This is a genomic window from Dolichospermum circinale AWQC131C (genome assembly GCF_000426905.1).
Taxonomy (GTDB): Bacteria; Cyanobacteriota; Cyanobacteriia; order Cyanobacteriales; family Nostocaceae; genus Dolichospermum; species Dolichospermum circinale.
This window is the reverse complement of record NZ_KE384618.1, coordinates 7,572-33,089: the sequence shown is the minus strand read 5'-3', so window position 1 is coordinate 33,089 and position 25,518 is coordinate 7,572. Positions and strand designations below refer to the sequence as shown.

Below are 25,518 nucleotides of genomic sequence, written 5' to 3'. Positions count from 1 at the left end.
ACCTCTTCCCTCTTCCCTGTCACCTGTCACCTGTCACCTCTTCCCTTGTCATAACGACAATTTTTAACGCCAACCTACTTAGTGTGATTCATCTAAACAATATTTGACAATTAACAAACAATTTCTTGTATCTTGATCACGCTCATAGACGACTTTATCAGCCAAACGGCGGAGTAAAAACCATCCATACCCACCGACTTGTAGAGTCCCCGGTACTGGTTCAGTGATAACATCAGGATTAAATGGTTTTCCATAATCCCAAATTCTCATTTCCAGTCTATTAATCCATAGACTGACTTGAATTTCTATAGCTGTTTCCGGTGGTAAAGAATGATGAGCATGACGAACAGCGTTGGTAAAACCTTCTGCTAAAGCTAGATTAAGACGATAAATTTGACTGTCTGCCCAGCCATATTTCGGTAAATATTTGTGACAAAATTCTTCAAACCATTGTTGCACTTCGTTTAGGAGTTTAAGATCACTCCTTACAGTCCTATGGTCTTGCTGCAATATGCCAAGCATTGACCCTAATTTGAATAAAAAATAAGTGGATAATACTTTAGACTGGGGAATTTTGGCGGGTGATTTGAGATTGGGGATGTTTTGATTTTCACTTCCTCCTGATTATCAACCTCAAAATTCGGCGGACGCAATTCTATATTAACGTAAGTTGCTAGTTAAGCACAGTGTCAGAATCAGGATATCCAATATCTAAGGATAAACAGGATAAACAGGATGAAAACAGGGATTTGACCACCAATTATCAATTACCCATTACCAGTTTCAAGTAGATAACTAGCAACTTGAGTTATTAGTTAACGTCTGTTGGTCTTCAAGAGCATATATTTTGAAATATCAATAACAATAGGTCATCAAAGACCTAGTGTTATTTGTTTTTCAGATATTGTCTTTTATACACCCTTGAAAACCACAGACGTGATCAGGTTTATGTTTGACTGTAACTACCTTAGAACAATCCTAAAGTTAAGGATTTATCCAATGGGAGCGCGGCGCCAATACCTAGCCACAGAGTCACAAGAGTACCAAACAGAAATACAGTTGTTGCTACAGGACGACGGAAGGGGTTTTGGAACTTGTTCACGTTTTCCAGGAAAGGAACAAGAATTAGTCCCAAGGGTACAGAAGCCATTGCTAATACACCTAATAGTTTACTAGGTAATGAGCGTAAAATTTGGAATACAGGATACAAATACCACTCTGGTAAAATTTCCAAAGGAGTAGCAAAAGGATTAGCTGGTTCACCTGTCATAGCTGGATCTAAAACAGCTAAAGAGACAATACAGGCAAAAGAACCCATAATGACGACAGGAAATATATACAGCAAATCGTTAGGCCAAGCGGGTTCACCATAATAATTATGACCCATGCCTTGGGCAAGTTTGGCTCTCAACTTAGGATCGCTCAGATCCGGTTTTTTTTGCGTTGACATTTTTAAATGCGCTCTCCGGCTGAATTGAGGTTAAAGCATTAGCGAAAGCTATTAGCTTACAACTAGCTTGTGATTTCCGATATCCAGTTGTTTTCTTTTAGTTTAAAGCAAACTTCGATGATCTGGAAACACAAGTTATAGCTGTTGGCTAATAACTTTGATGACAAAGTGATTACAATGGTCCTGAAATACCTTGTTTGCGAATCATCAAGAAGTGGAACAACATGAAGACAGCAATTAGCCAAGGAAGAATGAAGGTGTGAGCGCTATAGTAGCGGGTGAGTGTAGCTTGACCAACACTAGAACCACCACGTAATAAATCGGAGATAAAAACGCCGACTACGGGAATTGCTTCTGGTACACCACTAACAATTTTTACAGCCCAGTAACCAACTTGATCCCAAGGTAAAGAGTAGCCTGTTACACCGAAGGAAACGGTAATAACTGCAAGAATGACACCACTTACCCAGGTCAATTCCCGGGGCTTTTTGAAGCCACCGGTCAAATAAACGCGGAAAACGTGGAGAATCATCATCAGTACCATCATACTGGCTGACCAGCGGTGAATGGAGCGAATTAACCAACCGAAGTTGACTTCATTCATGATGTACTCTACAGAAGAAAAAGCTTCGGTAACTGTAGGTTTATAGTAGAATGTCATCGCAAATCCAGTCGCAAACTGGATCAGGAAACAAACTAGGGTAATTCCACCTAAACAGTAAAAAATGTTAACGTGGGGAGGAACGTATTTGGTGGTAATATCATCAGCAATCTCTTGGAGATCCAAGCGTTCCTCAAACCAGTCATAAACGTTGGCCATACAATCCTAAGTTCCTAAAAAATAGATTGCGGTTGATAAGTTTTGTGATGCGAAGCTTAGTCGGGAACGACTATTCAACTAACCTAAGTTAGAGGGTTCGCTTCTCGTTTTACTCAAGAGAATTGGCTTCTACTTGTCTACGAGCGTTAAGGGTGTAAGTTACCCTAGTTTAGTGAGTGTTTCTTCCTGTCTCTCGTCTTTAATGGACTGACAATGACAATGTTGACCCCAAAAAAGATTTTATCGTTAGATCAGGAAGAATGGACATCTCATTCAGTTGGACTAGCAACTTTATGAGAATAATGCACTGCTTCTATAAAAAAAGTAACATAGTCGAGAGATAGATTTCATCAACAAGTGAGCATTACACAAAGTTTTAGGGAATTTGAGTCTGACATGGAACTGAAATTAGGGTTTATTCACAAACGGGTTTGGCGGCTAGGATGTTTACTATTACTGCTTTTGGCTTTGGTGTTTACTGGCTATATTCCCCCAGCCTCGGCTTTGACTCCAGAACAGAAGTTAGTTTATGAAGTATGGCGAATTGTTAACCGTTCTTATTTAGATGGCACTTTTAATGATCAAAACTGGCTTGATGTCCGACAAAAAGCACTTAAAAATCGTTTTGTCAATCATGAAGCCGCTTATGCCACAATTCGGGATATGCTCAAAGGGCTGGATGATCCTTTTACCCGTTTTCTTGAACCAGAAAAGTATCGCAGTTTAAAGGTTAGCACTTCTGGAGAGCTTACAGGTGTGGGATTACAAATCGCTCTCAATCCCCAAACTGGTATTTTGGAAGTAATTACACCTATTGAAAATTCTCCCGCCGATAAAGCAGGTTTAAGACCGCGCGATCGCATTTTAAAAATTGAGGGTCTATCTACAGAGAATCTCTCTCTTGATGAAGCAGCAGCGCAAATGCGTGGACCATTGGGCAGTGTAGTTACGCTTTTGATTGGTAGGGAAGGAGAAAAAGATCAAGAAGTTGTATTAGTACGCGATCGCATTACTCTTAACCCTGTTTTATATGATTTAAAATTATCCCCGACAGGAAATAAAATTGCTTATATTCGTTTAACTCAATTTAGTGCTAATGCGGTGAAAGAGTTAACACAGGCTATTTCGATTTTAGAAGAAAAAGGCGCGTCTGCCTATATTCTTGATTTAAGAAATAATCCTGGTGGACTCTTACAAGCTGGAATCGAAGTCGCTCGTTTATGGTTGGATTCTGGTACAATAGTATATACTGCTAATCGTCAAGGCATTCAAGGAAGTTATGAAGCCTGGGGTCCGGCCATGACACAAGATCCCTTAGTTATTTTAGTCAATCAGGGAACAGCCAGCGCCAGCGAAATTTTAGCCGGTGCATTACAAGATAATCATCGCGCTCAATTGGTCGGGGAAAGGACTTTTGGTAAAGGTTTAATTCAATCTTTGTTTGAATTATCCGACGGTTCTGGTTTAGCAGTGACAATTGCTAAATATGAAACTCCTAACCATCGAGATATTAACAAATTAGGAATTAAACCTGATCAAATTATTCCCCAACAACCTATCAACCGCGAACAAATTGGTACTGATAAAGACTCTCAATATCAAGCAGCTATGGCTCTTTTAAGTAATTGATCAAGAAAAGTGATCTTTTTTTAATACAGCACTTCCCGGTGTTATGAGGTACATATTTAGCGGGCAAGATGCCCGCACTACAAGAGTAGAGACGTTCCATGGAACGTCTCTACAAGGGTTCTAGGAAACGCATATTTATAATAGACATCTGGTGAAAATGAATGTAGAGCCGAGAATCCCTACCTATAGAACGTCTCTACAAGGGTTCTAGGAAACACATATTTAATTTCACCAGATGTCTAATGATTATTAAAATTACCAGAAGCCTGACCATAGCTTACCGCAACTATCACTAGTTAATTTGCATCCTCTAAATATTGCAATCCCCACTGATACAAAGAACGCATTAATAAGTTATTCAAATTGGGAGGAGTGCTGATTTCTTTGAATGTATCCGTCATCAGTTTTTTAATGATTTGTGGGGGTGTTGGTATTTTAATTCCATCAAAGTTATGTTTAGCCCAAATATCACCAACTTGGTTGGCATTTACTGATTCCCCTTTATGAATAATTTTATTGCGTTTCTTCCTAATATCAGTCATTAATTTTGACCATTTATTATCTTCTTTAAATTTTTTGTAAATACACCAACCTTGCATTAATTCTACTAGACCTGGTTCATCTTGATTACTTACTATCCAACCTTTAGCAGTCCAATTTTCGGCTTTTGATTGAATATATAATAACCGTTCTAAAATTTGCACAAACTGAATAAATGCAGTGGTGTAATTTTCTCGTTTTAGAGAAAGTTCTAAGATGATTGTTGATTCCCAAAGTTTGCTAAGATCATCAGTTTGTATTTTTTGCAGTTGAGTTTTCCAATTGATGATTTGTTCTGAATCAGTTATTTTACTAACATCATTACAACCTATCCAATCTTTAAGTTTTTGGTAAAAATCATGATTAGATTCAGATTCCCAATTATTGTATTTTGCTAAAAAACCAGCTAATTTATATAATACTAAATGACGATTTTGATGGACTTTTAGCCAAATTTGGGTTTCTGAAAAATCACCTCTTTCCCAAGCTGATTTAATTTTTACCTTTTCTAAAGCCCAGAAATATTCACTCATCGTAATAAGTTGAAAACTCTGGGAATGATTAGCAGTAATTAAACCATTTTCTAAAGTAGTAAAAAATTCCTTTGGTTCATCGGGATTAGCATTAAATACTTGATATTGACGTACTAAAGCGGCTGCACAAATTTCTACATTAGAAGCAATTACAGGGGTACATCCTTTAGTTTGAATCCAGAGAATAAATTCTTGATTTTTGTTAGCATTGATAGCTTCTTTTAAAACCAGTTGTTCTAATTCTTCTCGAATTTCATCACTATTACCAGCGTTAATTTTTGGGGCGTGAACATCAACTCTGACATCAGGAAATAAACTTTTAATTTTTCCCTTCATTAATTCTGCTAACCATAAAGTATCTAATCGGCGAAAGTTCCAAGTAATACTTTCTGGTTGGTCAGTTCCCCATAATATAATATGTTTTAAACCTTGTTTTACTCCTCCTTCAATGACAGTTTTATCTAACAATAATTCCACATTACTAAAATCACCGCCTAGCCATTCTTGACAGTAATCATAATATCTTTTACCTAAATCTCGACCACTCCAAGGATAGGTTTTACCATCTTCGTCTTGATGTTTACCCCGTTCTATTCCCAATTCTTCATAGAGTTCGTTGATATGTGGAGGATAACTAATATTACCATCTGCACCAAAGGAACGGATAATACCATCTTGACACCGCCAGCCTATTTGTCGAGTTCCTACGGTAATAATCAGGGTGCTAACTTGATTTGTGTTATTTGTTGTTGTCATAATTAATAATTTCTTGTTTTTGTATTGCTTCTAAAACTTGTTTGTGAATTTGAGAAAATAAACTGGCTTTATATAGGGTACTAAATGATTCTCCAGTGACTAAATTAATGCAATTTAAAATCCTTTTTTGCCATTGTTGTGAGTCGGTTATATCCTCACCCCAAGCAGTAAAAACATCTTGTTCTGCTAAACCACCTAAGCGATGAGAAAAAGTATTTCTGGTGTTTCTTGCAGATTCCCAAAATGCTTGAAAATCAATATTATTTGTGGTTTCAGGAATAACTAGATTTAATAAATCTTCTAATAACCATCCTTGTAAATTTACTTCTGTTTTGCGGTCTGGTTTGTAAAAATGTCTTTTTAAAGATGGATATTTTTGGAAAATAGAATCTTTAATTAAAGGATATTGATTTTTTCTTTCTTCAATATGATCGGGAAAAGAATCAGCAGCCCACCAATACAATAAACCTTCAATGGCTCTATAACTGTGTAGCATTGCTTCTGTGGTATTCATCTGTTTAAGACGAATTACACCTAAATAAGCCTGTTCATAAGCCATCCATAATCTGCCTTCTACACTAGATATTTGTGTAGAACTTTGAGCAAGAGATAAGAATCCTTCAAATTGTCCTTGATTCCATAATTTACCAGCTTTTAATAAATCAGGTATCGCTCCAAAATTAGCAGATGGTTGTTGAAAATAAGGTTCTAGTAAATCATAAGCTTCTGTATAGTCATAGCTTTCTAATAATTTTAAAGCCTGTTTTTGGGTTCTATCCCAAAGATAGTTAGTACCTAAAAATGGACCACTATAATCTGACGGGATACCATTACGATTTGCGCGTGTATTTTCCTTAAATTCAAAGAACTGAATGCGATCGCCATAGAAACTTAGTCCTGAAATTCTTGCTGCTTCAGAACTTTGACCTACACCTCCTTTTAAGCATACCCAAATAGACTGATTCTTATTAACTGTAATTGTGTTTTTCCAAATTTTGCGCCACCAACTAAATATATCCTCAAATATTGAGGGGTTAGTACCATCGGGTCCCAGTAAAATGATGTGAATATTGTCACTATGAAAATGACTAAATTTGTGCATCAGCCATTGTTTAATTAGTTCGGCTGAATATAATGTATCTTTTTCTCTTTGTGTAACGTTTTTTTCTTGATCAGTAGCTATCAAATAAACTTTTTCAATGTTTGATGCTTGCTCAAGAAATATATTACCAATAATTGGCGGTTGGATGCGATCTACATATTTTTCAATATTATCTAATAGGTATTTAGTTAAATCCCGAAAAGTCGTATTATCCTTTAAACCTAAATCAGAAATTACTTCTAATTGTTCGGCAATAATTTCCCCATTTTGGACTCTATCATTACCAATATTGAACCATTCACCGGAGGCGATTTGGAACATTAAATCTCTAGTACCGATTGTGGCAATTAAAACTGATTTCATATTTAATCAAGTTGTATTTGGTAGTTTTTAGTTAGAGTATTAAATTTCTGCTGGAGGTTGTACACCAAATAAATGTACATTACCATTGATATTTTTTAAATCACGGATAAAGCGCGATCGCACATGATTAGCATTTGGTGTTTGTCCACCCATAAATAAACAAACAATTTCTTGACATTTGGTTTCTTCTTGTATGTTGGGAATATTGACCCGTTTAATACTTACCCAAGAACAATGTCCATTTCCTCCACCTGCTGCATTACCTCCTAAATCTGGATTACGTTTATACCTTTGATTTTCATTATTCTGATAAATTAAATCCATTCCATCCCCACGGGTATCAACTGCATCTACATTTTCCCATTCTAATGAATTAACATCTATGGGGTTCTCATCGGGACCAGGAACTACATAAATTGCACAAGTAGTAGGTGAAAAAACTTCGGCTCTAATGTTACGATTATTGATTGATATTCTGTCACTCCAATGATTTCTTACTGCTGTTAACCAATCACTATAAGCTTTTGTCCAACTTGTTGTATCAAGAGGTAAACCAAAGTTTTTAGATTTCAGTTCACCAGTGTTTTGATCTTTTAATTTATGAGTCAATATTAACTGTGTTCCTCTAGAAGCTGCTCTACCATTATTATTCATGTGAAATATATGTAATGGTCTACGCCAACCCCGACCAACACCGCCAACCATCACTGCAAAACGAATGATTGGCAAAATGATTTTATTGAGGATATCCTTTGGTGCGCTAATTTGTAATTTACCTTTCCATAGATAAAAAGATGGTTGATTCTCAGACCTTTCCTCCCATGGTTTACCTTGAATCATTTGCAGACGTACACAACCTTTGCGACTGTTGCCATCTCCTGCATCTATCTCTCCCATCAGTTCAGCCACAGTTAATTTAGCGAGATTTTCTGGCATTACTCCCAAGAAAAACCGCATTAACCAAGAACGCAGCCAACCCCGCCAATGTGAAGGACGTAATTCCATTGTTCTAGTATCTGGACCTGCGCTACCTTGACTATAAAGACTAAATTCAAATTGTTTGACAGCATGGCCAGGATCAAGGGTAGGAGTTTGTGAAGAACTGGAAGTTTTTAAAGTGCCATATCCAGAAGCAGTACGACTACCAACACCATATAGACTTAGCGCTTGTTGTACCCATTCCCAAACTTCGCTTACTTCCTCTTCTGTAGCTTTTCCTGGTATTCCTCTCATTGCAACTATCACAGCAATTCTATCTTTACCATTACCTAAAGTATAAAGAGATAATGGTGTACATTGTCCCTGATGATATACCTGAAATTCTTGTTGAGGATTAACAATATCTAAACTTAATTTAGTTGCCGTTTCTGGCCAAGCATCAAGAAATTCAATTTTCCCAGCAGTAATTTTATCATTGTCTTGATGCCCTAAAAGCTGGTACATTCTTGGTTTAATTTCTGGTCTTTGTTTTGCCCATGCTCTTACTAAACCTCGGATACAAGAACCGGGAATATAACCATGTAAAGGTAAATTTTTCAACGTTTCCCAATTTTGACTAACATTCCGTTTATCTTCTGGTCGTCCTTGATTTGGCCTCCACGCACCACAAGGTTCACCAGCAGAAACTATAGTTTCTACATCTGGATGGGGAAATGAACCAACTTTAGCACGCCATTGAATCGTAAAAGTGCCTTTTTTAAATAAGCCAGATTGCGATCGCTTTTGATGTTGCTTTTCCAGTAAATTAATTAATTCAATTCCAGTATACATTAATCCTCCTGATAGGCTCTAGCCCAAAAATTCCAATGGTTAGCTAATAACAAAGATTTCCGCCAAGTTAAGATATATTCTTGAGGCTGCCTTCCAGTCATCTCTACTATTTGTCTCATTAATTGTTCTTTATTAGGTAGTTGATTTTTATCTACCGCTACCATCTGACCTAGTAATGATTCCCACACTGGTACAGTTCTTTCTCTTACTTCACCACCTTGAGCATTAGCTTGATTTAGATAACCAACCGCAGACAGTAGACCAAAAACTCTTAAATGTTGAGACAATCTTAAAACAGCAGTTAAATCATTTTTATCTAACTTCTGTTTGTTGTATGTTTTCAAATACTTTTGAATATGTTCGTGAGCAGATAAACTCATTTGTTCTGGTAAAACTAGAGAGGAGTTATTATCGCTCCTAACAGTTTCGACCTTCACATTTTCAGAAGGAGTTCGAGGTTTTGGAGGATTAGATTGAGGATGAGGTTTATGTTGATGCTTATTTTGGGGCATAATTTTATATTCCTTTAGGCTGTAACTGTGTCTTTAATGGGTGATGTAAGATGATTTGTCCAACCTTGAACCCAACCCCGTCCTACATTGGCTTGTCCACCTACTTGAAATAACTCTTGCAAAATACTAATTAGTAAGTTGTGTTGTTTTTCTGTTATGGGATTATCTTTGAGTAAACTATAACCCCAAGGATAATAAAAAATAGTGTCCCTGGGAATACAAATATCTGTCCAAAAAATCTCAGCAGAACCTTCTGGATTTACCCCTTCTTTATGATCCTGAATTTTGTTACGAACTTGTGTCCAGAGGGAATGTTCCATTAATACTTGAAAATCAGCATCAGGTAAAACAATTAAATTACTGTCCCAAGTAGGTTTAACAGCATTCTTTAATGAATCTGGCCATCCTGTTAAAGAAATAGCTTGTTTTTGCTCATCTGATAACAATGCAACTTGGATTTGAGCATCAGCGACAGAATAAACTCCTGCACGATTACCCACAGCATGATTAGGAAATATTGCCGCTTTTTGACGTGAAATTAGGGCATGATCACGAATTAATGAGTGACAGCTAACCCAAATAAAAACATCTCTATTATTAACTGACATGGTTCGCATAGGAATCCATAGCAATCTTGCATCTCCAAACCAAACTTGATGAACTCCCATTTGACCTTGTTTATCTAATTCTTTGCCAAATAGAGTTTCTGCTGCTATTTCATCTAATATTTTTACTTCATCTCTCAGGCTACCACGTAAAGAAGATCCGGGTACATAAGGGAAATTTGTATGTACTTCACGGGCAATTTCTAAGATGTTACCTAAGTCTCCTTCACCCCCACAATGAATAGGTGCAAGACTGTACATATAACCAACTCTAAAATCAACCATTTTCTTTTTCTCCTATTTTTTGATATTTAATCCACAACATTTCCGAATAACCCAATTGTCGCCAATTGTTTACACGATTTTTTTGCTCATTTGCTAAACTTTCATTATCCTGAAACAATCCTTGAGGTTTTTCCAAAAAGTACAATGTCCCTGGTGGTGCTGCAAAAACCTGGGGTGCAGGAATGCTTTTTGTAATGCTTTTTGTATTGTCTTCTTTCCCCCTAATTCTACAACTAATTGGTACTGCTTTATCTGTGGACATACTCACAAAAATACCGTCTTTGAGTTTCCATTCCCAGGGATAAGGACGACATAAATTAACTTTTCCTCTCTGCTTATCTTCATGTGGTCTTTCAAAAACTCCAGGAGTAACTAAATAAGCTATTGATTTGCTATCATCTTTAGTATCAGCTTGTTTAGTATTAGCTTGAAAATTACCATCTGAAATAGTTTTTAATTCTTGCCATTGTTCCCCCAATTCTGGACAAGATTCTACTATAACTCTGTGTCCTTCTCCTCCTAATCTGATTGTCGCAGGTGTTGTAATTTCGTGATTAATGCCTATGGCAAAACTCCAATTTTGATGTAAACGAATGGCCTTTTCTACAAAGTAACCATCGGCATCTTTAACTTGTTTTGTTCCCGGTTCAATGCTATTATGAGAACGGGTTTCTTCTTCCCAAGGTTTATCCTCATGACTGTCTTTAATTATGTTCCAATCATTTTTATCTATTTTCCCCGTTTTTAAATATTTCTTAACAACAGAGGATGGTAAATATTGTCTGAATTTTGTTTCTACTCCATTGCCTTTAACCAAATCATCATCATCATCATCTTTACTATTATGAGGTTTAACTAATGGACAAGGTTGAGTTTTATCCCATAAAGCATTATGTATATGAGATTTGGTTTCCCAAGTTAAAGGAACAAGGGGTACAGATTTCACAAAACCTAAAGGACGGGGAAGATATAGGGTGTTTTCTGTGTTTTCATAGCAGAGGAATGGACCAACTATATTAAATCTCTCGTCTCCTAATAAACCCCGTAATGCACCAGCTATAGTATGACCATTAGGAGGAAATATACTACCAGCCCATGCCCTTTCTTGTGGTGAAAATGGTTTAGCATCTCTTAACATTAATATGTCTAATGGTGTGAGTTTGTACCAATACATTAATTCTCACCTCCTACTTTTATATCACGGTTACGTTTGACAAATGCCGCTAGTTTTAACCAACTTTGGATTTCATTATCTAGTTGTTTGGTTTCGGTAGTAATAAACAACGCTGTGAAAAAGTCCGCTAACTGTTTTTGAAACTTTGTTTTTAAGGTGGAATTTTTATCATTTTGGAATTGATCTCGGCGATCGCAAAATGCCTTTGTCCAAGGTACAATAGCTTCTAAACTCGGTGCGGGGTGTTGACTCCATAAACTGGCAGCTTGTTCAAATATCGCACTTTCTAAATCATTTGTGATTAATTGTTGCCACTGATGAAAAACACAAAATTTAGCAGTGGATTTTAAGGTATTACCATTGCTGTATAATACCCGCACTTGTACAGCGTCTTTGGCTTTTTTTTCACCATTGTTATCAATATAAACATGATCTTTTGCTTTTTTTTCCGCGTCCCAGAGACTTTCTAAAGCTATTGCTAAGGGTACAGAATGATGGGCAATTACGATACCAAAACTAATTGTAGCCGTGCTACCCATTGTAAATAATGGACGGTCAACTAAACCAACTTTTTTACCATCATCTTTTAAATATTGCCAATAATCACCCTTATTACTAAATTCTTCACGGGGGTCTTTTGCACCTTTAAAACATTGACGGATATCCCATAACCATTTATCCCATTCCCAGAGATTGGTATAAGCTAAAACATCATCACCTCCACCATAAATTAATCTACCTGCATAACGGCTTTGTGTCAAATAGGGAACTAATTGATTAGAAAAATCTAATAACGCGCGACTTAATGCATTGTGGGTACTAGGTCCCATGCGTTTTTGAATGGCTAAAAACTCTGGAAAACTCTCCAAATTAACTGATAATTCTGATGGTATATAATCACCGTAATTTTTTAGTTTTATTCCCTTTAACCATTCACTCATACTATCACCATCACCTGCTGCTAATACATACCAATCTGATGGATTATTCTTAGGATAGTGTTCGGTAATTATCTTTTGAATGTCTTCACGATAATCACGTTTTTTCGCAATGATTTGTTTTCTAATTACCTCCTTATTTTCTTCCTTAGCTTTCTCCAATTGTATTTGTAATATCTTTAATTCTGGAGTTTGTAAATCCTCCACTAACCAGCCAGCATTTAACAAGCGACAATGATATTTTTGAGACTCTGAACTATCTATCCAAGGAATACCCCATTTTTTGTACATTTGGTCAATTATTGTTTCGGTACTGGGAAATGCCTTGATTATTGCTTCACAAGCATGATCAAAATTTTCTTGTTGTTTTGTTTGATTAACTCTTAAATATCCAGCAACTCCAGAAGTTAAATCTGGATAAGATGCTGCAATATCTTCTTTTTTTATGCCTAATAAATCAGGCAAAATTTCATGCAAACAACGTTTGACAACTTCCGTAGCGTTTAATTGTTCTGTACCATCAAAAAAACCTGCATCATGTTTTTCCCATGATTCCTTAGTATCACCTTCTGTTATCCAGTCTTTTCCATCTTTACCAGGACTGACAACTGGACCAATACCAGAAATTGTTGAACGTGGTCCAAAGGCTGTGGGAAGTTCCCAATTTCTAGCATTTTTAACTGCTGCTAAACTAGCGCGGGTTGCGTCGAAAATATAACCCCACCATGAACCAACGTTAACGCTAAATTTTCTATGTTGTTCTTCTAACCGTTTATCATAAGCCTCCCGTAAAAATTTTAGTTCTTGTGATTGAAATAACTTTTGCTTTTCACTGACATTATAGGCTTGATTTTGTTGATTTAGCCAATTTTGTAATTGATCATCAACGTTTTCAGGAATAGCAGCAGTTTTGAATTGTTTACCTTTACCTATGGGTAATGCTGTCCAGTAAACTTGCCATTGGGATTTTAACCAACCTTGCCAACTATTATGATCTGGTTTTAATTGTCTCATCCAATGACGTTCATTTTGCAATTCATTTAATACTAAATCCCCAATTATTAACCATTCTTCTAACAGCGTTTGTTGGGCTGTCTGCATGGCAGCGTGAACTTTGTCTTTAGGTAAAATTAATGATATAACGTTAGGAAATCCGGCAGTTAATAATGATTCATGGGATGGTGGTTTTACCCATTCGGTAAAATCAAAATCAAGTTTTTCTTCTTTTTTCAACCTTTCAATTTCTTGCAATAACCAATGATCTATTAATGGTTGTTGATATAAACTAGGATAAAGTAAAGTATCTGGTCCATATTGGTTGGCGAGTTTCCAACAAACTTTAGCTGATAGATAATGTAATAACCAAGAACCTGCCCAAAAATCTCGCATTTTGCGACTAGATTTAATTAATTCCTGTACAGGACTAAAACTAAATACCGCTAAATAGGGATGAGATAATTCATCATTTCCTTGCCAACGTTGTATTTGGTCTGCTGTTAAATCATATCCTGCTAATGCACCGGCTAAAGCTGATGTCATACTCAAATGACTCCAAATAGAAGCATCGGGTAAACGAGTTTCTGCCGGCATTAACATTAATGAATTATCTTTATCAAATAAATCACAGGTTGCTTGGGGTAAACAACGCCATAACCACCAAAATAAATGTTTGATGTTTTTAATATCAGTTCTTAAATGATTGTCTATTTCTGCTAATAGTTCTTCTTCTTTTTTCTTTAAATATTCTTGACGTTTAGATTCTATAAGTTCTGTATGAAGTTTGATTTTAAATTCCTGTTTTGCACCAGATAATAAATGGGTGATTTCTAATCCCCTTTCTGGGTTTTTACCTGGGGCATAATTGATACTGGCTGTGACGCTACCCAGGGCTGACCTGTCACTGGCTGAGGCTATATAATCCGCTAAGAGGATATTTTTTAATACTTTACCACCTGATTGATCTGGGGTTTTACCTGTCTCAACCCAAGCTTTCATTACTTCTAGTTGTTCATAGAAGCTACTTTTACCCCGTCCGCTATTGTTATGTAACGCTTTTAATACAGGGTCATGTAATAACCCCCAAATCTTAGCCCGCCAATATTCTGCTGTCATCGGTAGATCCCCTGTTTAGCTTATAGATGAATTATAAGAGCGCGATTCAGTGTTTGTCTAGGAATCTAAAATATCTCAAGATTTTTGTAATATTTGCTCTAACCCTTACTCTGTACGCTTTTCCTGACTTTGAGGATTTTATTAAAAATATTTTATTTTCTTTGACATTGGTTCTTGTTTATGCTGCTATCAAGTTACAGCATTTCCCTTACCAAACATTGATTGATAGTTAAAATGTACTGATTCTCAAAATATCAGTACATATTTTATTATGTATTTATATATACTGCTGATGAGCGTTGTTTCCATTCAATTAATGTCCCCAGCGAGTGGGGACGAAAAAGAGGTAGATTACATCAAAATCTCGAAATATTCGCGTTTCCATTCAATTAATGTCCCCAGCGAGTGGGGACCAAAACCTATTACAGTTAGTGTCAAGCATATACCCGTTTCCATTCAATTAATGTCCCCAGCGAGTGGGGACCCCTCAATTTTAAACCCTTACCCAGCAAGGTGTCCAGAGACAGTTTCCGAAGGTCAGGAAAAAAAGTGTTAAAACCACCAACCGACAGCGGAAAAAACCCCCCAAAACCCTTACCCAGCAAGCGACCTAAGTTCCCAACCAAAAAATCAACATTACAGCCATTTTACCTGACATTCGGAAAAACTAAGTAGGTGAACGGAAAAAAACCGACATAAGTAACGAAAGGTAAAGTTGCTTAAAACCTCTTCCCTGTTCCCAGTTCCCTGTTCCCTGTTCCCTTGTCATAACGACAATTTTTAACGCCAATCTACTTACACAATAATTGAACCCGGAGGCTCAATCACAGGCACACCCACCCCCCAAGTTTCCACCTGGGAAAGAGTATGTCGAGACAAAGGGTAAAACCTGACATTATCCTCCTCCAACTTGACAATCTTCCTTAACCGACGACGGAAATCATTGTACTTTTCCCTACTTAACTGACATTCAAATACAGAATACTGCACCCGCTGACCATAACCCTCTAATAAATCAGCTATCTTTTTTCGGCGTTTATCATCAGGAACATCGTAGGAAATCACATACAAAAACATAACACAAATATCCGAAAAAATCAATCAATTCGATAACATTGATAATGGTGACTGGGATTATAAACAAACTGTTTAAAAGCTTTGACTTGTTGAGTTAATAAATCCCACTTTGGTTGCTTGATTTCCTGATCAGTTTTAATTTCCTCTGTCATTCTTTGCAAAAACCCCCGTAAAAACTTTTTTCTACCCAAATTATTCAAATAACATCCCCCATTTTTAAACTCAAAATCTGCCTTAACATCCATAATTTTGCGATTAATTAACCACATTACCAGAGAGTCTACCAAAGGAGCGCGGAACTCCTCAATTAAATCAGAAGCCAAAGCCGCATGACCATCATTTCCTTGATGTAAACAAGCATAATAGGGGTCAAGACCTTGAATTTCAATTAATGCTAAAAGATGATTCCACAGCACTTGATACCCAAAACTTAACATAGCATTGACAGGGTTTCCTGGTGGGCGACGACTACGACCAGAAAACACAAAATCAGAATTAGTCAGACATTCACCAAAAGCCGAGAAATATTGAGCCGCACCGGCACCTTCAAAGCCCATTAACCGTTCTAAATTATCTGCTGTGGCCGCTTGTGCAGCTAAATAATCTAAACTTTCTAAAACCCGTTCTATAAGTTCTGATTCTCGTTTTTTCTGCTGTCTTCTTAATAGCACTCTGCTATTTTTTAACTTACCTTTAACAAGTTCCCTAGCAGTAATTAACCTGTCTATAGGGGATAATTGTTGTTGATAACGGGATAATTGGCGGTATCCCCTAGAAATGGGTAAAATTCTGCCATAGCAGTAACCCATTTTTGATAAATAAGCAATGGGAATATCCCGCCATAAACAAGCACGAATCACTTGGGTTGTGATTTGCGATTGACCAAAAATCAAAATTTGTTCTAACAAAGGTAACTGTACTTCAATATAAACAGTATCCCCTTGTTTAAGTAATAAAGTTTCTTTCTGTAAACAGACATAACAATTCTGTTCAGAAACATAAAGGGTCTGCATGGAATTATCAATTATTAACGCCACCAACGTTGTAAATGAGATTTTTTAGCAGAACGATATTCACCTGTTCCAGAAGAGGTTAATTCTGCATTTTGTTCCGGTTCTAACCACAAAACTACTCTATCTGCTGCACTAGCAACTATATAAGTAGCTACTGTTACCAATAAAGTATTAATAATAACTGCCGCTAAACCCAAAGGTGCAATCAACAAAATCACTAAAGTAATACCACCATTCACAGTAGATATAGAAACATTTCTGAATGTAGCAGAACGTCGAGAAATATACATAGTGTAAAAAAGCTAACTTCAAGATCCTGTTGATTACCATAACCGCAGAATTAGCAAAAAGCCAGAAAAAGACTATAAACTAAATTATGATAGTTATCTTACCTAACGCAATGTTGACAACAGTTACAGCTAATTTCTACCAATAGTTTAAATATTTTCTTTTTACACGGATATTAATGTACTATAAATTTCTGCCAGTGATTTACCATGTCTAAAAAACCTACCCATTCCTATACAGAACGTTTGGCCTTTGAACGTTTGCTGCTGTTAATTGCTACATTATTAAAATATCCCGGTGTCGGTAGTCCTGATTTTCTCGACTCTAGTAACAATGAAAATCATGATGCAATTAGTTCTGTAAAAGCATATCTGCAAAAGTTAGCAGTAGAATTAAACATAGAATTACCCCCAGAATATCCAGCAACTTCTACATTACGGAAAGATTTAGAAACCCTCAGACGTTACGCTATTCTTGACCAACGAATGTATCGCTGGGGATATTACTTAGGAACATGTGCGCTTTCCATAACAGAATTAAAAGTAGCATTTAACGCCTTAGCATCTCAAGCACAATATCAGGGTGATGCCCAAGCTAGACGCATTTATGAAAGTCTTAGTAAAAGATTACGTGGTTTAGATAAGTCCCTGGAAGGGGAACTTTTTTATCCGACTCGTCAACATCTCAACCGGGCTATTATTCATACCGACCCCGAAGAAATGGCGACTCAGGGAGAAAACCGCGATACATTATTTCATCAATTACCATTATTAGAACAAGCTATTATTCAGGGACAAGCTATTGAAATTTCTCGTACCAAAGATTTATATGGTTCTGGTCATACCGGGCGGTTTCAAGTATTTCCTTTACAGTTAATATATCATGATATTGCTTGGTATTTACTTTATGAACTTTGTGAAAATGGACATTTAGTTATGGGGCGTGTTAACCGCTTGAATAGTCGTTGTGATCTTGTGAAAATACCACCACGGGGTTTAGAAAAACAAAGAGAAAGTTTAGTTACAGCATATAAACTACTAGAAAATGGCTGGGGTTTAAATTTAGGCGACCCAGAACCTCAAAAAGCTGAATTAGCAGGAAACCTCAAATTTATTGAGGTAAAAGTCCGTTTTTATCCTCCAGTATCAGCATTTATTTTAGAAGGAGAACGTCGTCATCCTCGCCAAAGAATTACCGCTAGATATATTGAAAATGGGCAATATTCTTATATAGAATATGCTGTAGATTTACCAAGTCGGTCTTTAAATGAATTTAGTCGCTGGGTTTATCGTTATATGGATAAAGCCCAAGTATTATCTCCTCCTAAATTAGTGGCAGAACACCACAAATATGCACAAGCTTTACTTGACCGCTATAGGAATCTGGTTTGATTCTGTGAATTTACTTGTGTGGTCAGGGAACAGGGAACAGGGAACAGGGAACAGGGAATAGGGAATAGGTTTTGGGCAATTTTACTTTTCGTTACTTACAGCAAATTCAGTTTGAGTGAGGTACACTTGATGCGGGCAAGATGCCCGCACCACAAGAGTTTTATTATTAATATCTGTACTTCATAAACGGATAACTGCTGTATCTAAAACCTAGATAAAGATAGACTTTATTTTTCACTTGAGAAAAACACTGGTAAAATAAACGCAGTAATAATTCCTAACAAAACAATCACCTCAATTATTTTCAATAATAAACTACCGCCCATAAACTGATTAATTTCTTCCTGAATATGATCAGAAAAATTACCCAACCAACTACGGAAACGACCATACCAATTCCCTGGACTATCTTCCGGGCGGAATTTCCATGATATTATTGACAGTAATAATGGCACACCACCAACTTTAGCTGACATCAAAACATGAATTGCTAAACAACAAATCATGATTAACCAAGCTATTAAATGAAGAGAATACCAAATATGATCAAATTCTCCTGTGGGTAGCCATTCTTCTTGCATCATTCTACCAGAGACTACTGCTAAAACCGCAGCAATTAACATTTTAGTATTTGCTAAACGTTGCAAACTTACCCACCAAATTGGTCTGCCAATTTGAGTGAGATTTTGCATAGAGTCTGGTTGTAATAAGCGTCTTTTACCGGCATGAAAACTATAAAGGGCGAAAAATGGCAGTAAAATCAAGAAAAATAGTGCTAATGTGCCATGAATATCCTGAATAGGATTAATTTTAGGAATGGGGATAGATCCAAATCTTTTGTCAAAAGTGTTGTAAATTAGAAACCCGCTGATAATTGCACCAATTACTAAAGTTCCGCTGATACCATGCAAAATTCTTAATATTAAGGGTTGATAGGGTGTTGAACGGTTCATAAGCTGATATAACAAGAGAGTGTATAATTCATATTATCACTTTTTAAGATTTAAACACAATGAATATCAAAAGTCCTCTCCGTTATCCTGGTGGAAAATCTAGAGCAATTAAAAGTATCGCCGAATGTCTTCCAAAAAAGTTTTCCGAATTCAGAGAACCTTTTGTTGGTGGTGGTTCAGTTTTCATTTATCTCAAACAACAATTTCCCAATTTAAAGATTTCCATTAACGATTTAAATCCAGAATTATTTTTATTTTGGCATTTGGCAAAATCTGATTTATCTAAATTAGTTTCTCAAATTCGTCAAGTAAAAGAAAATTACCAAGACGGAAAATTACTCTTTGCTAAACTAGCCCGTGTAGATGTTAACACATTATCAGATTTAGAAAGAGCAACGCGCTTTTTTGTTCTGAATAGAATTACATTTTCAGGAACTATAGAATCAGGAGGATTTTCTTTAGAATCTTTCCACAAAAGATTTACCAATTCATCAATAGAGCGATTGGAAAAATTAGAAAACATATTAACACCAGATATCAAAATCACCAATTTAGATTATACTTATCTTATAAATGAACCAGGGAAAGATGTATTCATATTTTTAGATCCTCCTTATTTCCAAGCGGAGAAATCTAAATTATATGGTAAAAAAGGCGATTTACATACAGGATTTGATCATCAAAGATTTGCTTTAAACTTAAAACAATGTCCCCACAATTGGTTAATTACCTATGATGATTGTCCAGAAATAAGAGAAAACTTTAAATGGGCAAATATCATTGAATGGGAACTACAATATGGCATGAATAACTATAAACAAAAAAAAGCCGAAAAAGGCCAAGAACTATTCATTAGTAATTACTAAGTAGGTTGGCGTTAAAAATTGTCGTTATGACGAGGGAATAGGTGACAGGGAAGAGGCTTCGCTGTGACGGTTTTGGGCAACTTTACTTTTCGTTACCTGCGTAGACTAAGACAAAATTCAAGTTATTAAAGGTTTTAAAGGTTTTAAACCCATGCAGGTGAGTTTAACTTTGGTAGCAGCGATTTCTAGTCGCTAAGTGTGTAATAAATTAAACTCATCTTTGCCTTCTTTCTCCGCGCCTGTGCGTGAAACAAAAAGCCATTTGTCGGTAAAATTATATTCAACATTATCAAAAACCCGAACCATGGATTTTACTATTTGGTCTAACTTACTCAAACAATTATTAGAAGGTCAATCATTATCCCGCAGCCAAGCAGCAGAATTAATGCAAGGGTGGATAAAGGAAGCTATTCCCCCAGAATTATCCGGGGCGATTTTAATGGCTTTAAATTTTAAAGGTGTTTGTGCTGAAGAATTAACAGGCATGGGAGAGGTTTTAAAATCTCTATCTTCCGTGGCTATCAATAAAAGCGACCATGGCCAATTTCTGCCATTAATTGATACTTGTGGTACTGGTGGTGACGGCGCTTCTACATTTAATATTTCCACCGCTGTGGCTTTTGTGGTCGCTGCTGCTGGTGTACGGGTGGCTAAACATGGTAGTCGTTCTGCTTCTAGTCTCACGGGAAGCGCTGATGTTTTGGAAGCGTTGGGAGTTAATTTGACTGCTACCAGTGAAAAAGTCCAAGCAGCAGTCGAAGAGGTGGGAATTACCTTTTTATTTGCACCGGGGTGGCACCCAGCACTAAAAGCAGTAGCCCCTTTACGGCGAAATCTCAAGGTAAGAACCGTATTTAATTTACTTGGTCCTTTAGTAAATCCCCTGAATCCTACTGGCCAGGTGATTGGTGTGTTTGATCCGAAACTCATAGCTACTATGGCTGAAGCTTTGCATCTCCTGGGGACACAAACGGCTATTGTTTTACATGGTCGAGAAAAATTAGACGAGGCTGGTTTGGGTGATATTACTGATTTGGCGATCTTGAAGGATGGTCAAGTATCCTTAACTACTCTTAATCCCCAGGAGGTAAATGTCAAAGCTGCTGACATTACCGCTGTTAAGGGTGGTAATGCACAAGAAAATGCTGTAATTCTCAAAGAAGTTTTGCAGGGAAAAGGAACGCAACCACAACAAAATATAGTAGCGTTAAATGCTGCTTTAGCATTGCAAGTAGCCGGGGTTGTTCCCTGGTTAAATCATGCTCAGGGGGTGACTCTAGCTAAGGAAATTTTACAAAGCGGTAGTCCCTGGACAAAGTTGGAACAGTTAATTCAATTCCTGGGGGGTTAGCTTCTGAGTGGGTTTGGGGACGAAATTCTACAACATGACGTTTGATAGTTACATCGTAATTACCGAAAAAGTCATGTCCTAAAAGTCCTATTTCTAATTCCGTACCAGCGATCGCTACTGAAACTTTATTTACCCTCATACCCTCGACTTCCATGGAATCAAGGTAGCCAATGGGAAATTCCACAGCTTTAGCACTAGCGGTATTAGCTTTAGCTTTCCCGGTTGGTACTACACCTAAAGCCGCTGCTATCTTCTGAGTAATTACTGTCCCACTTGCACCTGTATCTACAATCATTTCAAATTGTTGTGTACCATTGAAAGTAACTTCAATAATTGGTGTACCACCCATCCGCCGCTTAATTGGGACAATAACTACCTCATTTCGGCGAGGTAGCATTGCTAATGGGGCAGAAGTAGGTAATGATAGAGGTTTTGAGCTTTGAATAGGAGTTGGTGGTTTGGGAACATCAATGATCACTGGTTGTGGCTGGGTAAGGGAGGATGTTAAATTTGTTGGTTTAGCTTGTTGACGAGCATAAGCAATTTCCCGACGATACTCAACAATTTGGCTTTGAGCAAAGGCGAAATTGCTACTATTACGCTTAATCTTTTTCATGAGAGCGATCGCATCTTGAAACAGACTGATTACCAAATTCCAATCATCCACAGATACAGCAGATTGGCTGATACTTTTAGCACCAGCAGCTTTATCGAGAGCCATTTCCAAAGTGCTTAATTGAGTTGGAGAAGATTCTAATGGGTTTGATGTGGGACTAACCAACGGTTGTGTAAACTGACTAGGAGAATGAATTGCGGCCAAACTCCCAGTAGCCAAAGATGGCTTAGATTCATCCGTGGTTATTTTCTGCTGATCTTGATTACAAGCAGCAGTTAGAAACGCTAAACTAACCGAACAAGGAATGAGGGCTAGACGAGACAAAGAGTATTTAAGCATAATGGATATTTTAACCGCCCTGGCTGCTCTTACCAAGTTTAACCCCGCCACCAAATTAAAAATGCTTGGCCGTTTAATCATTGCAAAATTAAAGTTTTGATTGTGAATTTCTGGTAATATGTGTATATATATGGTTTTTTGCAAAAGATTGTTTGTATAGTAATTACGGGAAAGTTCTTGGTTGCCGATGAATATGGTATGGAAATATTCAAAACTATCATTTATATACAAGTAGAGGTATTAATCATGTCTAGCGCGGTTTTAATTGATTTTGATCAAATTTATCAAGTTCGGGGCAATAAGGTTGCTTCTACTTCAAAATTTGATGAAATTGCTTCACATTTAAAAAAAGCATCTAGAGAGATCAAAACCGAGTGGAGCAATTTTTCGACTGAACAACGTGATTACTTAAGAGATTTTGCCTACTCTTGTATTGAACCAACCCAGAAAGCTACAGGGTTTTTGGAGATTCTCAAATCAAAAATTTATTTGCTCTTTTTGAATCTTACCTCCCAACGAGAATCTTTTGATGCTTGTGTTCATGCTATTGATTTCTTGGTTGAGACAATTCTTGATTGTATTGAGCAAGATGATCCCGGTTATCAGGCTGTTTTATCTGATACTTTAGAGGAATTGCGTTTAAATTACGAACGGATTCCAGAAGTAAAGCCGGAGGATAGTAGTGTCTGGTTGCGAAATATATTCGATGAGGCCATTGCCGAAGTTTAAGCTTAGTCTTATTAGGCTTGTTAAAACTCACTACAAAAAAAACAAAAGAGCTAGAGATTCATTTGAGACTTTGATACAAAATTATACAGAGACTCTTGCCAAAGATCCGTTTTTTGATGAATCAGATAGCGAGAATTTCCCTAAAGGTGCTTACAAACCAGATTTTGAATTTAGAAAAATTCGGTTTTTAATGCCGGAACTTCAAGGCGCTTCTCGTAGAGGCCGATTTATGTATGTTGTTCATCAAGCTTCTTGTTCTGTCTATCCTGTATGGGTTTATACCCATGAAGAATATCCTAAAAGACCTAGCGACCAGGACTTGAAAGAACAACTGACAATTATAGAAATGAATATTGTAGAGTCCCCACCTTCATAAACCATGAGAAAATATACCTTTACAGTCTTCTAAAAAAATAAGTTATAGAAGATATAAAACCCCTTTATCTCTCCAATTACCAATTACAAACGATCTATGCCTCTATCTGAAACAATTCCGGCGCTATTAGTCCTAGCAGACGGCTCCACTTATCGCGGTTGGTCCTTCGGTGCTACGGGGACTGCCATTGGAGAAATCGTATTTAACACTGGTATGACCGGATATCAAGAAGTGTTAACCGATCCTAGCTACTGTGGACAAATCGTTATTTTTACTTATCCAGAATTAGGTAATACTGGTATTAATAATGAAGATGAAGAGTCTAATAAACCTCATGTTCAGGGAGCGATCGCTCGGAATATTTGTCACAAACCAAGTAACTGGCGTTCCAGCCAATCCCTACCCAAATACCTGCAAAAGCACCAAATACCGGGCATTTATGGCATAGATACCCGATCGCTAACTCGGAAAATTCGGATGTGTGGAGCAATGAATGGTGGTATTTCCACAGCAATTCTCGATGAAACAGAATTGTTAGAAATGGTACAAGCTGCTCCCAACATGACAGGTTTAAACCTAGTCAAAAAAGTAACTACAAAAGCCGTTTATGAATGGCAAGAAACCACAACAGCCCCCTGGGAATTTAACCCCCAAGCGGTAGCTAAAATTAGCGAAACCTACACCGTTGTGGCCTTAGACTTTGGAATCAAGCGGAATATCTTGCGGCGTTTAGCCAGTTATGGTTGTCGTATTATAGTTGTTCCTGCCGATACACAACCAGAAGAAATTCTCAAATACAATCCAGATGGTATTTTTCTCTCTAACGGACCTGGAGACCCTGCTGCCGTCACAGAAGGTATCAACACCACCAAAGCCTTACTAGACAGCCAAAAACCCATGTTTGGCATTTGTATGGGACACCAAATTTTAGGTCACGCGCTCGGAGCAGAAACCTTTAAACTAAAATTTGGACATCGGGGTTTAAATCAACCGGCGGGACTGCAAAAGCGAGTAGAAATTACCAGCCAAAATCACAGTTTTGCCCTTGACCCAGACTCCCTACCAACTACAACCGTTGAAGTCAGCCATTTAAACCTCAACGATTTAACTGTAGCTGGAGTGCGACACAAATCTCTACCTGTGTTTTCTGTTCAGTATCATCCAGAGGCCAGTCCTGGACCCCATGATGCTGATTACCTGTTTGAACAGTTTGTGCTAGAAATGCAAGCAGCACGTCAATAAATTTGAGATTTTGGATTGGCGATTTGAGATTGAACCCCCGGATTAAACCACAAAGGCCAGGAGTTACGCATTGACAACTGGGATTTATGCCAGCAGTGCTAAAACCTAAACCCAAAACAATCTCAAATCTCAAATCTCAAATCTCGAATTTTTAGTCATGGACAAATTGCCCACAAACCATCTATACTAGAACGTTTACTTTTAGTAAAAAGCATGAGGAGGAAATTATAGCTGAACCACTAAATCTAACCGTGAGCCTGAGAGGTACACGCGAACTCCGGGATAACTGTCAGCTATTCCGCCTCACAGGCTTATTAGACGCTTTCTCTGAGCCAACATTTCGGAAGACACTCGGTAGTAAAATTGATGAAGGTCCAAAACACATAATTTTGGATCTTTCACAAATAGACTTTGTGGATAGTTCTGGATTGGGTGCGCTTGTACAGTTGGCCAAGCAAGCTCAAACTGCCAATGGCACTTTACAAATTGTCACTAATGCTCGCGTCACCCAAACCGTTAAGCTTGTTCGTTTAGAAAAGTTTCTTTCCCTACAAGGGACAGTTGAGGAGGCCTTAGCAAATCTCAACGCATCTTGATTATTTGGGTGGAAAATCTAAATTAGGCTATCCGATGTTAAAGGATAGCTTAATTTTAACAGAGCAAAAATTTATCTTTGATTGTGGTAATT

The 25,518-nt window shown here is 37.2% G+C and carries 23 protein-coding genes; 8 read left to right on the top strand and 15 right to left on the bottom strand.

The genetic code is table 11. The features are described from left to right. Positions 1-78: 78 nt before the first annotated feature. The 3 genes from ACIR131C_RS0113355 to petB all read right to left on the bottom strand — a co-directional run bounded on the left by ACIR131C_RS0113355 (position 79) and on the right by petB (position 2,270). Positions 79-522, bottom strand: coding sequence for an ATP-binding protein (locus ACIR131C_RS0113355; protein ID WP_028090604.1), 444 nt, complete (start codon positions 520-522; stop codon positions 79-81). Between the two features lie 445 nt (positions 523-967). Continuing rightward, positions 968-1,450, bottom strand: a complete 483-nt coding sequence (gene petD / locus ACIR131C_RS0113350) for a cytochrome b6-f complex subunit IV (protein ID WP_028083690.1) — start codon at positions 1,448-1,450, stop codon at positions 968-970. Positions 1,451-1,622: 172 nt separating this feature from the next. Beyond that, a complete protein-coding gene (petB, locus tag ACIR131C_RS0113345; protein ID WP_028090603.1) occupies positions 1,623-2,270 on the bottom strand; it encodes a cytochrome b6 in 648 nt (215 codons plus the stop codon). A gap of 396 nt (positions 2,271-2,666) precedes the next feature. On the opposite strand from petB, the gene ctpA reads away from it, so the two are divergent. Continuing rightward, positions 2,667-3,899 (top strand): carboxyl-terminal processing protease CtpA, encoded by a 1,233-nt coding sequence (ctpA, locus tag ACIR131C_RS0113340; protein WP_028090602.1) that lies wholly within the window; start codon positions 2,667-2,669, stop codon positions 3,897-3,899. 296 nt (positions 3,900-4,195) lie between these two features. Here ctpA and ACIR131C_RS0113335 read toward each other — a convergent pair whose 3' ends face one another. The 10 genes from ACIR131C_RS0113335 to csx18 all read right to left on the bottom strand — a co-directional run bounded on the left by ACIR131C_RS0113335 (position 4,196) and on the right by csx18 (position 16,969). Continuing rightward, positions 4,196-5,728 (bottom strand): hypothetical protein, encoded by a 1,533-nt coding sequence (locus tag ACIR131C_RS0113335; protein WP_028090601.1) that lies wholly within the window; start codon positions 5,726-5,728, stop codon positions 4,196-4,198. Continuing rightward, positions 5,712-7,193, bottom strand: coding sequence for a hypothetical protein (locus ACIR131C_RS0113330; protein ID WP_028083686.1), 1,482 nt, complete (start codon positions 7,191-7,193; stop codon positions 5,712-5,714). The genes ACIR131C_RS0113335 and ACIR131C_RS0113330 overlap by 17 nt, the downstream gene beginning before the upstream one ends. Positions 7,194-7,232: 39 nt before the next feature. After that, complete coding sequence (locus ACIR131C_RS0113325; RefSeq protein ID WP_028090600.1) at positions 7,233-8,963, bottom strand: RAMP superfamily CRISPR-associated protein; 1,731 nt, start codon at positions 8,961-8,963, stop codon at positions 7,233-7,235. Then, complete coding sequence (locus ACIR131C_RS0113320) at positions 8,963-9,475, bottom strand: hypothetical protein (protein ID WP_196811762.1); 513 nt, start codon at positions 9,473-9,475, stop codon at positions 8,963-8,965. Before ACIR131C_RS0113320 ends, ACIR131C_RS0113325 begins: the two co-directional genes overlap by 1 nt. 14 nt (positions 9,476-9,489) lie before the next feature. After that, positions 9,490-10,365, bottom strand: a complete 876-nt coding sequence (gene cmr4 / locus ACIR131C_RS0113315) for a type III-B CRISPR module RAMP protein Cmr4 (RefSeq protein ID WP_028090598.1) — start codon at positions 10,363-10,365, stop codon at positions 9,490-9,492. Then, positions 10,358-11,539 (bottom strand): type III-B CRISPR module-associated Cmr3 family protein, encoded by a 1,182-nt coding sequence (locus tag ACIR131C_RS0113310; protein WP_028090597.1) that lies wholly within the window; start codon positions 11,537-11,539, stop codon positions 10,358-10,360. The genes cmr4 and ACIR131C_RS0113310 overlap by 8 nt, the downstream gene beginning before the upstream one ends. Next, entirely contained in the window at positions 11,539-14,589 is a 3,051-nt protein-coding gene (gene cas10 / locus ACIR131C_RS0113305) for a type III-B CRISPR-associated protein Cas10/Cmr2 (RefSeq protein ID WP_028090596.1), read from the bottom strand. Before cas10 ends, ACIR131C_RS0113310 begins: the two co-directional genes overlap by 1 nt. A gap of 795 nt (positions 14,590-15,384) precedes the next feature. After that, positions 15,385-15,666 carry a CRISPR-associated endonuclease Cas2 gene (cas2, locus tag ACIR131C_RS0113295; RefSeq protein WP_028083680.1) on the bottom strand — a complete coding sequence of 94 codons (282 nt, stop codon included), beginning with the start codon at positions 15,664-15,666 and terminating at the stop codon, positions 15,385-15,387. Positions 15,667-15,686: 20 nt separating this feature from the next. Continuing rightward, positions 15,687-16,679, bottom strand: a complete 993-nt coding sequence (gene cas1 / locus ACIR131C_RS0113290) for a CRISPR-associated endonuclease Cas1 (RefSeq protein WP_028090594.1) — start codon at positions 16,677-16,679, stop codon at positions 15,687-15,689. Positions 16,680-16,693: 14 nt separating this feature from the next. Further along, positions 16,694-16,969 (bottom strand): CRISPR-associated protein Csx18, encoded by a 276-nt coding sequence (gene csx18, locus ACIR131C_RS0113285; protein WP_028090593.1) that lies wholly within the window; start codon positions 16,967-16,969, stop codon positions 16,694-16,696. Between the two features lie 207 nt (positions 16,970-17,176). Between csx18 and ACIR131C_RS0113280 the strand changes: the two genes are divergently transcribed. Beyond that, the gene (locus tag ACIR131C_RS0113280; RefSeq protein WP_028090592.1) at positions 17,177-18,358 is read left to right on the top strand and encodes a helix-turn-helix transcriptional regulator; all 1,182 of its coding nucleotides are present in this window, start codon (positions 17,177-17,179) and stop codon (positions 18,356-18,358) included. Between the two features lie 227 nt (positions 18,359-18,585). Here the strand turns inward: ACIR131C_RS0113280 and ACIR131C_RS0113275 are convergent, their stop codons facing one another. After that, entirely contained in the window at positions 18,586-19,311 is a 726-nt protein-coding gene (locus ACIR131C_RS0113275; protein ID WP_028090591.1) for a cytochrome b/b6 domain-containing protein, read from the bottom strand. 59 nt (positions 19,312-19,370) lie between these two features. On the opposite strand from ACIR131C_RS0113275, the gene ACIR131C_RS0113270 reads away from it, so the two are divergent. Both ACIR131C_RS0113270 and trpD read left to right on the top strand, forming a co-directional pair. Then, positions 19,371-20,177, top strand: a complete 807-nt coding sequence (locus ACIR131C_RS0113270; RefSeq protein WP_028090590.1) for a DNA adenine methylase — start codon at positions 19,371-19,373, stop codon at positions 20,175-20,177. A gap of 304 nt (positions 20,178-20,481) precedes the next feature. Next, positions 20,482-21,528 (top strand): anthranilate phosphoribosyltransferase, encoded by a 1,047-nt coding sequence (gene trpD / locus ACIR131C_RS0113260; protein WP_028090589.1) that lies wholly within the window; start codon positions 20,482-20,484, stop codon positions 21,526-21,528. Here the strand turns inward: trpD and ACIR131C_RS0113255 are convergent. Next, a complete protein-coding gene (locus tag ACIR131C_RS0113255; protein WP_028090588.1) occupies positions 21,458-22,483 on the bottom strand; it encodes a retropepsin-like aspartic protease family protein in 1,026 nt (341 codons plus the stop codon). The genes trpD and ACIR131C_RS0113255 overlap by 71 nt on opposite strands. 120 nt (positions 22,484-22,603) lie before the next feature. Between ACIR131C_RS0113255 and ACIR131C_RS0113250 the strand changes: the two genes are divergently transcribed. The 4 genes from ACIR131C_RS0113250 to ACIR131C_RS0113235 all read left to right on the top strand — a co-directional run bounded on the left by ACIR131C_RS0113250 (position 22,604) and on the right by ACIR131C_RS0113235 (position 25,426). Continuing rightward, a complete protein-coding gene (locus tag ACIR131C_RS0113250; protein WP_231395461.1) occupies positions 22,604-23,212 on the top strand; it encodes a hypothetical protein in 609 nt (202 codons plus the stop codon). 70 nt (positions 23,213-23,282) lie between these two features. Next, on the top strand, positions 23,283-23,588 hold the full coding sequence (locus ACIR131C_RS0113245; RefSeq protein WP_231395460.1) for a hypothetical protein: 306 nt from the start codon (positions 23,283-23,285) through the stop codon (positions 23,586-23,588). 96 nt (positions 23,589-23,684) lie between these two features. Then, positions 23,685-24,830 carry a glutamine-hydrolyzing carbamoyl-phosphate synthase small subunit gene (gene carA / locus ACIR131C_RS0113240; protein ID WP_028090585.1) on the top strand — a complete coding sequence of 382 codons (1,146 nt, stop codon included), beginning with the start codon at positions 23,685-23,687 and terminating at the stop codon, positions 24,828-24,830. Positions 24,831-25,081: 251 nt separating this feature from the next. Next, the gene (locus ACIR131C_RS0113235) at positions 25,082-25,426 is read left to right on the top strand and encodes an STAS domain-containing protein (protein ID WP_035372045.1); all 345 of its coding nucleotides are present in this window, start codon (positions 25,082-25,084) and stop codon (positions 25,424-25,426) included. Positions 25,427-25,518 lie beyond the last annotated feature (92 nt).